A 12,958-nucleotide genomic window follows, 5' to 3' on the forward strand; every position below is an offset into this window, starting at 1 on the left:
GGCAGCCTCCGATGGGGTCAGGGAGAGACGAACAGCAGGCGGTTGGGGGAGCCGGAACCGGCGTTGGTGATCTTCCCGGTGGTCGCGGCCGCGGTCAGGGCGTTCTGCACCTCGGCGGGTGTGGCGCCCGGGTGCCCGGCCAGGTACAGGGCGGCGGCGCCGGTCACGTGGGGAGCGGCCATGGAGGTGCCGCCGATGGTCTTGGTGGCGGTGTCGCCGCTGTTCCACGCCGAGGTGATCCCGACACCGGGCGCGAACAGATCGGTGCAGGAGCCGTAGTTGGAGTCGGACGCCCGCCGGTCCCGGGAGTCGGCGTTGTCGACCACGATGGCCGCCGAGATACGGCCGGGGGAGTTCTTGCAGGCATCGGTGTTGCCGTTGCCGGAGGACACCACGTACGTGACGCCGGAGGAGATCGACTTGTTGATCGCGGCGTCCTCGGAGTTGCTCGCCGTGCCGTTCAGGCTCATGTTGACCACGGCGGGCTTGACGGCGTGCGCGGTGATCCAGTCGACGCCCGCGATGACGGTGGAGGCCGACCCGTGCCCGCTGCAGTCCAGCACCCGCACCGCGACCAGCTTGACCTGCTTGGCCACGCCGTAGTCCGTGCCGCCCACGGTGCCGGACACGTGGGTGCCGTGGCCCGCGCAGTCCTGCCCGTCGCGGCCGTCACCGACCTCGTCGGCCCCGACCGAGGCACGCCCGCCGAACTGCCGGTGGGACGTCCTGATCCCCGTGTCGAGGATGTAGGCGGTCACGGTGGGCGCCGTCGAGGGATAGCCGTAGCTGTGGTCCAGCGGCAGGTCCCGCTGGTCCACCCGGTCCAGGCCCCACGAGGGTGGATCCGGCTGCGTACCACTGGCCGCCACCTCGCTGTCCTGCTCGACGAACGCGACCCGCGGATCGGCGGCGAGCCGGCCCGCCTCGGCGGCCGTCATCTCCGCCGCGTACCCCTTCAGGGCCGAGGTGTAGGCGTGACGGACCCTGCCGCCGTAGCGAGCGGCGAGATCAGAGGGACGGGTCATCGTCGTGCCGTCCTTCAGCACCACGATGTAGCGGCCGGGAATCGGGTCCCGCACCTCGACGACGTGGCCGGTCACGGGCTCCGCGGAAGCCCCCGTGAGGGGGACGAGCGAGGACAGGGCCGCCAGTGCGCCGGCCGCGAGCACGGCCGGCAGGGAATGTGACATGGGCGCTCCAGCTGATCGGGGGGATGGAGTGCCTAGAGCTAACCGCCGCCGCGCCCGGGCCGAGTCACACCGCCGCCATTGGCGACCAGGCGACACCGCCTGCGGGCCTCCGGCCCGCGCCGCAGGGGGATGGCCAGGTTGCGCCACTAGCGCGGCGACGCCACCACCACCGGCCGGTCGTGGCTACACGTAGGACCCGTCATCCTGTCCATGAACCACCGGAGCATCCGTGACCATCAGCGTCTTCGACCTGTTCAAAGTGAGCATCGGCCCCTCCAGTTCCCACACCGCCGGGCCCATGACCGCCGCCGGCACCTTCGTCCGCGACCTCGCCACCGACGGCCTGCTGGAACGGGTCGCCGGGGTCCAGGTCACCCTGCACGGATCGCTCGGCCTCACCGGCAGAGGCCACGACAGCGACAAGGCCGTCCTGCTCGGCCTCACCGGCGAACACCCCGAAACGGTCGAGATCGACACCGTCGAGGCCCGGCTGGCGAAGATGCGCGCCTCCGGAACCGTCGACCTGTGCGGCCGGAGGACGATCCCGTTCGTCGTCGGCGAAGACCTGGTCTTCGACGGCACGTCCCGCCTCCCGCGCCACCCGAACGGCATGCGCTTCACCGCCTCCGGCCACGACGGACGGGAACTGCGCTCGAAGGTCTACTACTCCATCGGCGGCGGCTTCGTCCTCGACGAGGACACCGTGGGACGCGAACCGACCCCGCCCGCCCTGCCGTACCCCTTCACCACCGCCGCGCAGCTGCTCGCCCACTGCCGCGAGACGGGCCTGCCCGTCTCGGCGGTGATGATGGAGAACGAGAAGGCCCTGGGGCGAGGGGAGACCCAGATCCGCGACGGCCTCATCGGCCTGTGGCAGGTCATGCGCCACTGTGTCCGGCGCGGCCTCACCCACGAAGGCGTGCTGCCCGGCAGGCTACGAGTGCGGCGCCGCGCCCGTTACATGTACGGCAGGCTGCGCAGCGAGAGCGGCCTCGGGCCGTCCAGCCCCATGGACTGGGTGTCGCTGTACGCCCTGGCCGTCAACGAGGAGAACGCCGCGGGCGGCCGCATCGTCACCGCCCCCACCAACGGCGCCGCCGGGATCATCCCCGCCGTGCTGCACGGCTACAACAGTTTCGTCCCCGGCGCCGGACCACTCGGCGTGGTCCGGTTCCTGCTGACCGCCGGAGCCGTCGGCGTCCTGTTCAAGCTGAACGCCTCCATCTCCGGCGCCGAAGTGGGCTGCCAGGGCGAGGTCGGCTCGGCCTGCGCCATGGCCGCCGCCGGGCTGGCCGAGGTCCTCGGCGGCACACCGGACCAGGTCGAGAGCGCCGCCGAGATCGGCATCGAGCACAACCTCGGCCTGACCTGCGATCCGATCGGCGGCCTGGTGCAGATCCCGTGCATCGAACGCAACGCGGTCGCCGCGGTGAAGGCCGTCACGGCCGCCCGCATCGCCCTGCACGGCGACGGCCGCCACGTCGTCTCGCTCGACCAGGCCATCGCCACGATGCGCGACACCGGCCGGGACATGCTCGACAAGTACAAGGAGACCGGCAGGGGCGGCCTGGCCGTGAACGTCGTCGAATGCTGACCGCTCCCCGGGCGGTGCGGGCTCGACGGCCCATCTCGGGCGGGACGGTCTGAACGGGCCCGGCCGGGCACGCCGTGCCGACGATTCCTCTCGCCTTGACGAAGAATATTGTCGCTGAGAGTCTTGCGCCATGCTGGATGTGGCGGTGATCGAGGACCCGGCGGCGGCCGAGGTCTCGCTGGACCCGATACGGGCCCGGCTGCTGTCGGAACTTTCGGAGCCCGGATCGGCCACGATGCTGGCCGCCAAGGTCGGGCTGCCCCGGCAGAAGGTGAACTACCACCTCAAGGCCCTGGAGCGGTACGGCCTGGTCGAGCTGGTGGAGGAGCGCCGCAAGGGCAACGTCACCGAGCGCGTCATGCGGGCGACGGCGGCGTCGTACGTCATCTCGCCCGTCGCGCTCGCGGCGGTGCAGCCCGATCCGTCGCGCTCCCCCGACCAGTTGTCGGCCCGCTGGCTGCTCGCCGTGGCCGCCCGGCTCGTACGCGACGTGGGCGCCCTGATCACCGGCGCGGCCAAGGCCCGCAAGCCGGTGGCGACCTTCGCGATCGACGGTGAGATCCGGTTCGCCTCGGCCGCCGACCGCGCGGCCTTCGCCGAGGAGCTCGCGAACACGGTCACGGCGCTGGTCGGCAAATACCATGACGAGAAGGCCGAGGGCGGGCGTCCGCACCGCATCGTCGTCGCCGTCCATCCCAGCGTCACCAAGCCCATCGAGACCAGCGCGACCGAGATCGCGACGAAGGAGTTGTGATATGCGGCACGAATTCGAGGTGCGCGAGGAGATCGCGCTCGACGCCACGCCCGAGCAGATCTGGGAGGCCATCTCCACCGGCCCCGGCATCGACTCCTGGTTCATGGGACGCAACGAGGTCGAGCCCGGCGCGGGCGGCGCGCTGCGCCACAGCATGATGGGCCACACCGAGACCGCCACCGTGACGTCCTGGGAGCCGGGCAAGCGGTTCTCCTACCAGAGCGACCCCGGCCCCGACGGCACGTTCATGGCCTTCGACTACCTCATCGAGGGACGCGACGGCGGCAGCGCGGTGCTGCGGCTGGTGCACAGCGGCTTCCTCGGCGACGACTGGGAGGCCCAGTACGACGCCCTGAAGAAGGGCGACGGCATGTACCTCCAGAAGCTCGCCGCCTACCTCAAGCACTTCCCCGGGCGCACCTCGACGTTCAACACCCTGATCCCCGGCCCGCAGGTGCCCGACCACGAGCGGGTGTGGGAGACGTTCAAGAGCGCTCTCGGCGTGACCGGCGAGGTCACCCCCGGCACGCCCGTACGGCTGGCCGTCCCCGGGCTGCCGGAGGCGCGGGGCGTGGTCGAGGGCACCGCCTACCCCAGCATCCCGAGCGTGTGCACCGGTGACGCGCTGCTGACGTTCATGCACGGCTACCGCGACACCATCGTCGTCGAGCAGCACAGCTTCCTGCCCGACCCCGACGGCGAGGCCATCGAGCAGGCCTGGAAGTCCTGGCTCGCCACCGCCTTCGCCTGACCGTCACGGCGCCGCCGATCCCGGGCGTCCCTCCGCACGAGGGGGATCCCCGGGAGGACGCCGGCCGGCTCGGCGGCCGGCGTCCTCCCGGTCACTCCTCGATGGCGCCGCCGACCGTGCGCAGATGCTCCCGGAAGGTCAGGGAAGGCCTCTGCCGGCGCTGCTCCAGGTAGGCGGCGAACCCGACCTGGTCGCGCAGGGTGGTGCCGGTACGGATCCGCTCGGCCTGACGCCGCTCGGTGTCGCGGATCCTCTCCGCCAGCGTGAAGAGCTCCCCGGCGCGGCCGGCCGGGACGAACAGCACCCCGTCGTCGTCCCCCAGCACCAGGTCGTCGCGGCTGACCGACCACGGTCCCACGCTCGCGGAGTCGAGCGCGTCGTCCGCCTGAGGGTCCAGACGCAGGGGACCGGTCGGGATCGCCCCGAGGCTGAAGACCGGCAGCCCGATGGCCCGGATGTCGGCGGTGTCGCGGTGCAGCCCCCACACCACGACGCCCGCCAGCCCCGCCGCCCGCGCCTCCAGGACGACCAGGTCGCCGACGCACGCCTCGTCGAGCCGGCCGCCGTTGTCGACGACCAGCACATCGCCGGGCGCGGCCCCTTCGAAGGCCTCCAGGAAGACGTCGACGCTGCCGGCGTGCCGGGCGGGACAGGCGCGTCCGGCCAGGCGGTCGCCGGGCACCACGGCGTGCAGCAGCGCCGGCGCGCACCGCACCGGGACGCCGGCGCGGATGCAGGCGTCGGCCAGATGGGCGGTGGTCAGCGCCGCGAACCGCTTCCCGAGCTCCCCGTGATCCATACCGCTCCTCCTCACAGTTGTCGTCCGCCCCCGAGGCTGCCACCTCCGGGAACGGGCGGCAATCTTGCCGGGGCGGTCGGCGACCGGATCACGGCCGCCCCTCCGGCCGCGAGTGCGGCCCGGCCCCTCACGCAGGCCCGGGGCTTCACCGAACCGATCGGCCCGGCCTGCCGAGACCCTGGACGGCCGCGATGATCCCCTTCTTGTCGTAGCCGCCGGTGGGCATGGTCGCGCCGTGGGCGTGGCGGACGACGCCCCGCGAATCGATGAGGACGCTGCCCGACTGCTGCATCGAGCCGAAGACCTTCCTGCTCAGGCCGATCATCTCGTGCGGGGTGCCCCGGCGGCCCACGAGGACGGGGAGCGGGATCCCGCGCCTGGCCTTCCACGCGGCCGCTTCCTGGCGGTCCTCGGGAACCGCGACGAGCACCTGGACGCCGCCGGCCTCGAACTCGTCACGGCGCCGGACGAGGTCCTGGACGTGCCTGTTGCAGACCGGGCACGACGTCGACCGCATGAAATAGATCAGAACGGCATGTTCGCCCTGGTAGTCGGACAGGCGGACGGCTCGGCCGTCGGTGTCCTCGAGTACCACGTCGGGCGCGGGCGATCCGGTCTGGAGCATGGCGAAGCTTCCCTTCGAACTCGGGTGGTGGGGTTCCGGGTCACACAGGTCAGGCGGCGGCGGGTCCGGGGCGACGCGGGTCGTCGGCGGGGCCGGTCATGCCGTCCAGGCTCAGCCGGAGCCTGTTGCGGGCCCGGTGGAGCTGGGACTTCATCGCGGCGTTGCTCAGGCCGAGCGTCTCGGCGACGCTCCGCCCCGGATGCCCCAGGACGTCCCGCATGATCAACACTCTGCGCTGGACGTCCGGCAACTCCTGGATCGCCCGCGCGACGAGTTCGGCTTCCAGGCGCCGGATGGCCTCGTCCTCGGCCGACGTCGCCAGGCCGGTCTCGGCCTCCTCGTGGTGCTCGAACAGCACTCGCGCGCGGCGCAGGCACTCGTTCCGCACGATCCGGAACATCCATGAGGCCAGCGCCCCGGTGGCGCGCAGGGAGCCGATCTTCCGGTAGAGGATGATCAGCGCTTCCTGCGCGGCGTCCTCGGCATCCTGCGGGGACGCGCAGAGATGCTCCGCGAAGCGCCGCACGTGCGAGTGGGCGCCGTAGAGCACCGCGGTGATCGACTCCTGGTCACCGGCCTGCGCGGCCTTGATGAGCTGCGTGCTCGCCCAGGAGCGGTCAGCCACGTCCACGCCCTCGAGCTCGGCGGAACGAGGTCCTGAAGTGCGGCTGCCGCACCGCCGGCATCACGACGTGACCCATGCGCGTCTCCTTCCCCAGTGTGCCTTCACCTCATAAGAGGGCCCGGCACCGCGAAAGGATTCACCGCGATCAGATTCTCACTGTCCCAGGTCCGCGAGGTCACCACGGACGAGATCGGTCCCCTCGGGTGCCTCCGCCGGATCATCGCCGGTCCTAACGATCTTGTTGTCCCGGTCGACGAAGACGACCCGGGGACGCAGCCGGCCGAGCTCCTCCTCGGCCACCAGGGCGTAGGCGATGATGATGACCAGGTCCCCGACGCTGACCAGCCTGGCGGCCGCGCCGTTGATTCCGATGACGCCGGAGCCGGCCGGCCCCTCGATGACGTAGGTGGACAGGCGGTTGCCGTTGTCGATGTCGACGATGTCCACCTTCTCGCCCGCCACCAGATCGGCCGCGGCCATCAGGTCGCCGGCTATCGTCACGGATCCCACGTAGTGCAGGTCCGCATGGGTGACGGTGGCGCGGTGGATCTTGGACTTCATCAGCGTACGGAACATGGATTCCTCACTGGTCGTCGGCGTGGTACCGGGCGCGTCGGCTCCGGTCCGGCGGCTCCGATGGTACGTGATCGCGCGCCTTCCCCCTGCGACGGGGCGGCGGCGAGAGGCCGGGGCCGCTCAGATGATCGGCGGGCGGCCGGCGGCGGTCAGCCGCAGTACCGTCGCCCAGGACATCGGCCGCCGCTCCCCGTGCCCTCCGGCGAGGCCTTCGCGCAGACCGGCGCCCCAGACGGCGAGGTGGTCACGGCGCCGGATGCGGGCGACGCTGACCAGCGTCCAGGTGGCCAGGTAGATGGGGATCAACGGGGCGGGCAGGCGCCGGTAGGCGAGCCAGACGCGGTTGCGGGCGACCAGCCGGTAGTACTGGGCGTGCCGGGTGGGTGAGGTGGCCGGGTGATGGATGACGATGCCGGGCGCGTACCAGCCGGTGCGGCCCAGGTCCCACAGTTTCCAGCTCAGATCGATGCCCTCGTGGAAGAGGAAGAAGTGGCCGGGCCAGCCGCCGGCGGCCTGGTAGTCGGCGCGGCGGACCAGGACGACGCCCTCGGCCATGACGGTGATGGTGCCGGGCCGGTCGGGGTCGCCGGCGCGCAGGCGCGGCACCCAGCGGCGCATGGTGATGCCGGTGTCGGGGTCGGCGATGCGCGGCTGGACGTAGGCGGCCTCGGGGTGACGGCGGGCCTGGGCGACGAGGCGGGCGAGGGTGTCGGGGGAGGGGAGTACGGCGTCGTTGTCGAGGAAGAACAGGAACTCGCCGGCGTCGGGCCCGGCGAGGGCGTCCGCGCCGACGTTGCGGCCCTGGGGGATGCCGGTGTTGAAGGGCAGCGTCACCGTGCGCACGCCCTCGGGCACGTGGTCCGGTTCGACGCCGTTGCCCACGATGACCACGCGTAGCCGGACGTCCCGCTGGGCGAGCAGGGACGCCATCGCCTCGCGGAACGGGGCGGGCCGATCGTTCATGGTGAGGACCACCACGTCCACGGTCGGGGTCATCATGTCTCCGGGTCGGGCGGTCGGCGGGCGGGAGCGGTGTCACCTGCCGGGCATCGCCTCGTCAGGCGCCGTTCTCCCGGTCGTAACCGGGCCACTCTAGCCAGCGCGGGCGTGGAGGCTCAGGGAAAGGACCGCGACACTCGCATCCGAGCGGCGGCCGCCGTCCTCCACGCCATGGCCGGGGTACCACCGTCAGCGCGTAAAACGGGATGAACCTCTCCGGTTCCGGTGCGAGGCTGGGCTCGTGAACGACACGCACACCGTGGTCCTGGTCGAGGGGGCCAGCGACAAGGCGGCCCTCGAGGCGCTGGCCGAGCGCCGTGGCCGGAACCTGGCGGCCGAAGGCATCTCCCTTGTGGCGATGGGCGGCGCCACGAACATCGGGACGTACATCGGCAGGTACGGCCCCGCCGGTCGCGATCTCCGGCTCACCGGTCTGTGCGACGCCGGCGAGGAAGGCCACTTCCGGAGGGGGCTCGAGCGCGCAGGCCTCGGGTCCGATCTCGGCAGAGGCGATCTGGAGGCGCTCGGGTTCTTCGTGTGCGTCGCCGACCTGGAGGACGAGCTGATCCGCGCCCTCGGTACCGACACGGTCGAGCGCGTCGTCGACTCCGAGGGTGAGCTCGGCTCGTTCCGCACCCTGCAGAAGCAGCCCGCATGGCGCGGGGGCACCACCCACGACCAGCTCCGCCGGTTCATGGGATCGGGCGGCGGCCGCAAGCTCCGCTACTCCGGCCTGCTCGTCGCGGCGCTCGACCTCGATCGTGTGCCCCGGCCGCTGGACATGCTGCTGGCCCACCTGCTGGGCAGTCGCAGACGGTGATCCCCGTCGTCGCCGGCTGAGGCGGATCCGCAGGCGGGACCAGTGGTGACGACGGACGAAGATGCCGGCCTCACATTCCGCCGAGCTGTCTCGTCGTTCTGGTGAGAGCAGATGCACCAAAGGAAGGTCGGGGGCACCATGACCACCCCATCCGGGCCCGGGGACGGCCGGCTCGATCCGGAGCTGAGCGTGATCGTGAGCGAGCGGCGTCAGCTGATCAATCTCGCCTACCGGCTCCTCGGCTCGCTGGCCGAGGCCGAGGACGCCGTCCAGGAGACGTACACCCGCTGGTACGCCATGTCGCCGCGGCAGCAGGAGGCCATCGAGTCTCCCGCCGCCTGGCTGACGAAGGTCGCCAGTCGCGTCTGCCTGGACCTGCTCGGCTCGGCGCGGGCCCGGCGGGAGCACTACGTGGGGGAGTGGATCCCCGAGCCGCTGCCCGATCGTAGAGAGTGGGTCGGTGGCGGGCCGGACGAGATCACGGCCGACCCGGCCGACCGGGTCACCCTCGACGAGTCGATCACCATGGCCTTTCTGGTCGTGCTGGACTCGATGACCCCGGCCGAGCGGGTCGCGTTCGTCCTGCACGACGTCTTCCGCTACCCCTTCGCCGAAGTCGCCGAGATCGTCGGCCGTACGCCGGCGGCCTGCCGCCAGCTGGCCACCTCGGCCCGCCGCCGCGTCCGCGCCTCGCAGGCCGCCGCGGCTCCGGCGGTCCGGCGGGCGAGCGTCGTCAGGGACTTCAGGCAGGCATGGGAGGCCAAGGACATCGAGGCTCTCATCGGCCTGCTCGCCCCCGACGCCACCGGGATCGCCGACGGCGGCGGCCTGGTCAGCGCCGTGCTCCACCCCATCGAAGGCGGCGAGCAGATCGCGCGTTACATGGTCGGGATCATCGACCTGGCGCCCGACCTTGTGATCCTGGAGCGTACGGTCAACGGCCAGCCCGGTCTGGTGGCCCAGCAGGACGGTGTCACCGTGCTGGTGATGGCGGTCGACGTCGCGGGCGATCGGATCAAGCACCTGTGGGCCGTGCGCAACCCCGACAAACTCCGGCCGTGGACGGGCTGACGGCCGTGCCGCCGGAAGAGCCGCCGTGGGCGAGATGCCCGGGGCGGCTCCGTGCTGCATTCGGCCGGAGCGTCAGACCAGCCAGCGGCCGTCGGCCATCAGCTCGCGGTCCGGCAGTTCGTTCACCTCGCGCCACGCCTGGACGCGGCGCGGGGTGACGCGGAACCAGCGGTACGGCGTGGTCAGCGCGCGCGGGTCGAAGCCGGTGCGCTCGGCGAACCGGTCGCCCTGTTCCCGTGGCAGCGCGCCGATCTCGAGGACCTCGACGTCCCCCTCGATCATGGTGACGTCCCGGGTGAGGCCGAGCCCCAGCCGCACGGTCCGGGTGGCGGCCAGGTTCCTGCCGGTCGGGCTGTCGGCCGGGGTGGACACCAGCAGCGCCTCGCCGTCCCAGTCGAACGACAGCGGCACCAGGTACGGCGTGCCGTCCGCCGAGGCGCTGGCCACCCAGAGGTCGACGTCGTGGGTGAGCCGGTGCTCGGTGTCGTGACGACGCTGGGCGCGGGAGCGGGGGTCGGTGCCGGTCATGGTCACTCCTGTGGTCGTCGGTCACGATCGGCCCGGGGCGGGCCTGATCACTGCGGACAGCCTCTCGCGGCCGGGGTGCGGGCCGCCTCCGTGCCGGCCACGGAAACCACCACGGAAAAGCGCCACGGACAAGGAGCCGGCGGCGGCTTCCGAAATTGTCGGGGGCGTATGACAGCCTGGCGGGATGACCGCGAAGATCCCTGGTTTCGATGAGCAGGTTGTCCGGATAGATGGCCTTGACGTCCATGTGGCCTCGGGAGGTGAGGGGGCACCGTTGCTGTTGCTGCACGGGTTCCCGCAGACCCATCTCGCGTGGCGGCACGTCGCCCCCGCCCTGACGGACCGCTTCCACGTCATATGCCCGGACCTGCCCGGCTACGGGGCCAGCGCCGGGCCGGACGGCGGCCACGAGCGGTACGCCAAGCGCGTCACCGCCGCGACCATGGTGGCGTTGATGCGCCGGCTCGGCTACGAGCGTTTCAGCCTGGTCGGCCATGACCGCGGAGCCCTGGTCGCCTTCCGCGCCGCGCTGGACCATCCGGAGGCCGTCGACCGCCTCGGCGTGATCGACGTCATTCCCACCGTGGACATGTGGGAGTCGTTGACGGGGGTGGGAGGCGTCTTCGGGTTCCACCTGTACTTCCTGGCGCAGCCCGGCGACCTGCCCGAGCGCATGATCGGCGCTGACCCCGACACCTTCTTCGGGCACTTCCTCGACACGTGGGCCGGCCCGGGCACCTTCGAGGCGGAGGTGCGCGAGGCGTATCTGGCCGCGGCCCGCCGCCCGGAGGCGATCCACGCCGTCTGCCAGGACTACCGCGCCAGTGCCTTCGTCGACGCCGCCCACGACGGCGACGATCGGCGGGCCGGCCGGCAGATCAAGGTGCCGACGCTGGCGATCTGGCAAGACCCCGGTGACATGGTGCTGCCGTTCGACCCGGCGGCCGTGTGGCGGGGCTGGGCCTCCGACGTCCGCACCGAGGTGCTGCCGGGCGGGCACTTCCTGCCGGAGGCGCAGCCCGATGCCGTCGCGGCGGCGATCCGCAAGTTGATCAGCTGATCGCACGGGCGAGGCTCGTCGCCCGCCTCGGCCGCCGGGCCGCTCGGCGAGGCCCCGCCGGTCGAGGTCACCACGCGCGGGAGCGCAGGCGGCGCAGCATCCGGGCGTCCTCGAAGCCCACCTCCCGCGCCGCGGCCTCCACCATCGCGCCGTGGCCGATCAGGTGCTCGGCGCGCTCCACCCGCAGCGTCTGCTGGTAGCGCAGGGGGGTCAGCCCGCCGGTGGCCCGGCTGAACAGGCGCGTCAGCGTGCGCTCGCTGACGCCGGCGCGCCCGGCCAGGTACGCCAGTGGCAGCGGCTCGGCGAACCGCGCGTCGATGAGGTCCTGGACGCGGTGCACGGTGTCGTCGAGGTGGGAGCGGTGCCGCAGCATGGCGCTGGCCTGCGGCTCGTCGCCGTTGCGGCGGGCGTAGACGACCATGCCGCGCGCCACCTGGGCGGCCAGGGCCGGGCCGTGCCGGACGGCCAGCAGGTGCAGCGCCAGGTCGATGCCGCTGGCGATGCCGGCCGAGGTGACCACCCGGTCGTCGGTGGTGAACAGCACGTCCCGTACCACCGTCGCCCGGGGATGGCGTCGCGCGAGCTCGTCCTGCAGCTCGTGGTGGGTGGTGCACCGGCGGCCGTCCAGCAGTCCCGCCTGCCCCAGCGCGTCCGCGCCGGCGCACACGCTGGCGACGGTGCCCCCGGCGGCGTGGTGCGCGCGCAGCAGCTCCAGCGACGCCGGGCTCAGCTCCGGGCCGCCGCGCAGCACCGGCGCCCGCCAGCCGGGCACCAGCACGAGGTCATCGGGACCGAGCTCGGGCCAGGTGAGCTGCGCGTTGAGCGTCACGCCCTGGGCGGTCGGCACCTGCTCGCGCTCGGCGAAGTAGCCGAGCCGGTAGGTCTGCCCGAGGCCGGCGGCGGTGCTGAAGACCTGCGCCGGTCCGGCCAGGTCGAGCAGGTGGACCCCGGGCAGCAGGACGAACAGGACGTGGGTCACCCCTCGGATGCTCCCTGTTCCGCCTCCAGCTCGGCCACCGTGGCGATCCGGGCGAACCGGTCGCGGAGCACGGCCTCGGTGCGCTCGATGATCGCCTCCGCGCTGAGCGTGCCGATCGGGTTCGTCGTGGTGGCGTCGGTGACGAAGACGACGCGGTAGCCGAGGTCGCTGCCGACCCTGGTGGTGGTCTCCACACACTGCTCGGTGCGGATGCCGCATACCAGCAGCTCGCGCACCCCCGCCTCGGTCAGCAACTGCTGCAGGTTGGTGGTGGTGAAGGCGTTGTGGGAGGTCTTGTACACCGTCGGCTCGCCCGGCTCGGGCCGCTCCAGCTCGTCCAGCAGCCGGACGTGCCCGAGGGCCGGGTCGAACACGTCACCGCTGCCGGGCTCGGTGTGCAGCACCCACACCACCAGGTCACCGTTGTCCCGCGCCAGGCGGACCAGCCGGTTCACCGGCTCGGCGATCTTCGGGTTGTGGATCTCGTCCCAGAGGGGACGGGCTCGGAAGGATTCCTGGACATCGATCACGATCAGCGCTCTCTTCACGCCACCCAGTATGACCAGGCGAGACACCGCGACGTCAGA

Annotated in this window: 15 protein-coding genes; 6 read left to right on the plus strand and 9 right to left on the minus strand. The window is 72.1% G+C overall.

What is annotated here, in order from left to right; translation table 11 throughout:
- Window positions 1-17 precede the first annotated feature (17 nt).
- Entirely contained in the window at window positions 18-1,190 is a 1,173-nt protein-coding gene (locus KIK05_RS29085; RefSeq protein WP_214414055.1) for a S8 family peptidase, read from the minus strand.
- 229 nt (window positions 1,191-1,419) lie between these two features.
- On the opposite strand from KIK05_RS29085, the gene KIK05_RS29090 reads away from it, so the two are divergent.
- From KIK05_RS29090 to KIK05_RS29100, 3 genes are all read left to right on the plus strand, one after another.
- Window positions 1,420-2,784: an L-serine ammonia-lyase gene (locus tag KIK05_RS29090; protein ID WP_214414056.1), complete on the plus strand. Its 1,365-nt coding sequence runs from the start codon at window positions 1,420-1,422 to the stop codon at window positions 2,782-2,784.
- 130 nt (window positions 2,785-2,914) lie between these two features.
- The gene (locus KIK05_RS29095) at window positions 2,915-3,538 is read left to right on the plus strand and encodes an ArsR/SmtB family transcription factor (protein ID WP_214414057.1); all 624 of its coding nucleotides are present in this window, start codon (window positions 2,915-2,917) and stop codon (window positions 3,536-3,538) included.
- Window position 3,539: 1 nt separating this feature from the next.
- Window positions 3,540-4,289 carry an SRPBCC family protein gene (locus KIK05_RS29100; protein WP_214414058.1) on the plus strand — a complete coding sequence of 250 codons (750 nt, stop codon included), beginning with the start codon at window positions 3,540-3,542 and terminating at the stop codon, window positions 4,287-4,289.
- A 91-nt stretch (window positions 4,290-4,380) separates the two neighbouring features.
- On the opposite strand, the gene KIK05_RS29105 is transcribed toward KIK05_RS29100, so the two are convergent.
- From KIK05_RS29105 to KIK05_RS48345, 5 genes are all read right to left on the minus strand, one after another.
- A complete protein-coding gene (locus tag KIK05_RS29105; RefSeq protein ID WP_214414059.1) occupies window positions 4,381-5,088 on the minus strand; it encodes an RraA family protein in 708 nt (235 codons plus the stop codon).
- 145 nt (window positions 5,089-5,233) lie between these two features.
- On the minus strand, window positions 5,234-5,713 hold the full coding sequence (locus KIK05_RS29110; protein ID WP_214414060.1) for a peroxiredoxin family protein: 480 nt from the start codon (window positions 5,711-5,713) through the stop codon (window positions 5,234-5,236).
- A 49-nt stretch (window positions 5,714-5,762) separates the two neighbouring features.
- Window positions 5,763-6,344 carry an RNA polymerase sigma factor gene (locus KIK05_RS29115; RefSeq protein ID WP_308250166.1) on the minus strand — a complete coding sequence of 194 codons (582 nt, stop codon included), beginning with the start codon at window positions 6,342-6,344 and terminating at the stop codon, window positions 5,763-5,765.
- Between the two features lie 147 nt (window positions 6,345-6,491).
- Window positions 6,492-6,914, minus strand: a complete 423-nt coding sequence (gene panD / locus KIK05_RS29120) for an aspartate 1-decarboxylase (protein ID WP_214414061.1) — start codon at window positions 6,912-6,914, stop codon at window positions 6,492-6,494.
- A 120-nt stretch (window positions 6,915-7,034) separates the two neighbouring features.
- The gene (locus tag KIK05_RS48345; RefSeq protein WP_214414062.1) at window positions 7,035-7,910 is read right to left on the minus strand and encodes a glycosyltransferase family 2 protein; all 876 of its coding nucleotides are present in this window, start codon (window positions 7,908-7,910) and stop codon (window positions 7,035-7,037) included.
- Between the two features lie 244 nt (window positions 7,911-8,154).
- Between KIK05_RS48345 and KIK05_RS29130 the strand changes: the two genes are divergently transcribed.
- The gene (locus KIK05_RS29130) at window positions 8,155-8,733 is read left to right on the plus strand and encodes a TOPRIM nucleotidyl transferase/hydrolase domain-containing protein (protein WP_214414063.1); all 579 of its coding nucleotides are present in this window, start codon (window positions 8,155-8,157) and stop codon (window positions 8,731-8,733) included.
- A gap of 138 nt (window positions 8,734-8,871) precedes the next feature.
- Entirely contained in the window at window positions 8,872-9,804 is a 933-nt protein-coding gene (gene sigJ, locus KIK05_RS29135) for an RNA polymerase sigma factor SigJ (protein WP_214414064.1), read from the plus strand.
- 72 nt (window positions 9,805-9,876) lie between these two features.
- Here sigJ and KIK05_RS29140 read toward each other — a convergent pair whose 3' ends face one another.
- On the minus strand, window positions 9,877-10,332 hold the full coding sequence (locus tag KIK05_RS29140) for a pyridoxamine 5'-phosphate oxidase family protein (protein ID WP_214414065.1): 456 nt from the start codon (window positions 10,330-10,332) through the stop codon (window positions 9,877-9,879).
- A gap of 184 nt (window positions 10,333-10,516) precedes the next feature.
- Between KIK05_RS29140 and KIK05_RS29145 the strand changes: the two genes are divergently transcribed.
- Complete coding sequence (locus KIK05_RS29145; protein ID WP_214414066.1) at window positions 10,517-11,392, plus strand: alpha/beta fold hydrolase; 876 nt, start codon at window positions 10,517-10,519, stop codon at window positions 11,390-11,392.
- A 67-nt stretch (window positions 11,393-11,459) separates the two neighbouring features.
- On the opposite strand, the gene KIK05_RS29150 is transcribed toward KIK05_RS29145, so the two are convergent.
- Window positions 11,460-12,371 (minus strand): GlxA family transcriptional regulator, encoded by a 912-nt coding sequence (locus tag KIK05_RS29150; protein WP_214414067.1) that lies wholly within the window; start codon window positions 12,369-12,371, stop codon window positions 11,460-11,462.
- Window positions 12,368-12,919, minus strand: coding sequence for a cysteine hydrolase family protein (locus tag KIK05_RS29155; RefSeq protein ID WP_214414068.1), 552 nt, complete (start codon window positions 12,917-12,919; stop codon window positions 12,368-12,370). The genes KIK05_RS29150 and KIK05_RS29155 overlap by 4 nt, the downstream gene beginning before the upstream one ends.
- Between the last annotated feature and the right edge of the window lie 39 nt (window positions 12,920-12,958).

Source organism: Sphaerisporangium fuscum, assembly GCF_018531465.1.
GTDB classification, from domain to species: Bacteria; Actinomycetota; Actinomycetes; order Streptosporangiales; family Streptosporangiaceae; genus Sphaerisporangium; species Sphaerisporangium fuscum.

What these genes read in the sequence shown, in the direction of transcription:
- panD (WP_214414061.1), bottom strand. Translation starts at nt 6,914, where the DNA reads ATGTTCCGTACGCTGATGAAGTCCAAGATCCACCGCGCCACCGTCACC.
- KIK05_RS48345 (WP_214414062.1), bottom strand. Translation starts at nt 7,910, where the DNA reads ATGACCCCGACCGTGGACGTGGTGGTCCTCACCATGAACGATCGGCCC.
- KIK05_RS29085 (WP_214414055.1), bottom strand. Translation starts at nt 1,190, where the DNA reads ATGTCACATTCCCTGCCGGCCGTGCTCGCGGCCGGCGCACTGGCGGCC.
- KIK05_RS29110 (WP_214414060.1), bottom strand. Translation starts at nt 5,713, where the DNA reads ATGCTCCAGACCGGATCGCCCGCGCCCGACGTGGTACTCGAGGACACC.
- KIK05_RS29145 (WP_214414066.1), top strand. Translation starts at nt 10,517, where the DNA reads ATGACCGCGAAGATCCCTGGTTTCGATGAGCAGGTTGTCCGGATAGAT.
- KIK05_RS29140 (WP_214414065.1), bottom strand. Translation starts at nt 10,332, where the DNA reads ATGACCGGCACCGACCCCCGCTCCCGCGCCCAGCGTCGTCACGACACC.
- KIK05_RS29095 (WP_214414057.1), top strand. Translation starts at nt 2,915, where the DNA reads ATGCTGGATGTGGCGGTGATCGAGGACCCGGCGGCGGCCGAGGTCTCG.
- sigJ (WP_214414064.1), top strand. Translation starts at nt 8,872, where the DNA reads ATGACCACCCCATCCGGGCCCGGGGACGGCCGGCTCGATCCGGAGCTG.
- KIK05_RS29100 (WP_214414058.1), top strand. Translation starts at nt 3,540, where the DNA reads ATGCGGCACGAATTCGAGGTGCGCGAGGAGATCGCGCTCGACGCCACG.
- KIK05_RS29105 (WP_214414059.1), bottom strand. Translation starts at nt 5,088, where the DNA reads ATGGATCACGGGGAGCTCGGGAAGCGGTTCGCGGCGCTGACCACCGCC.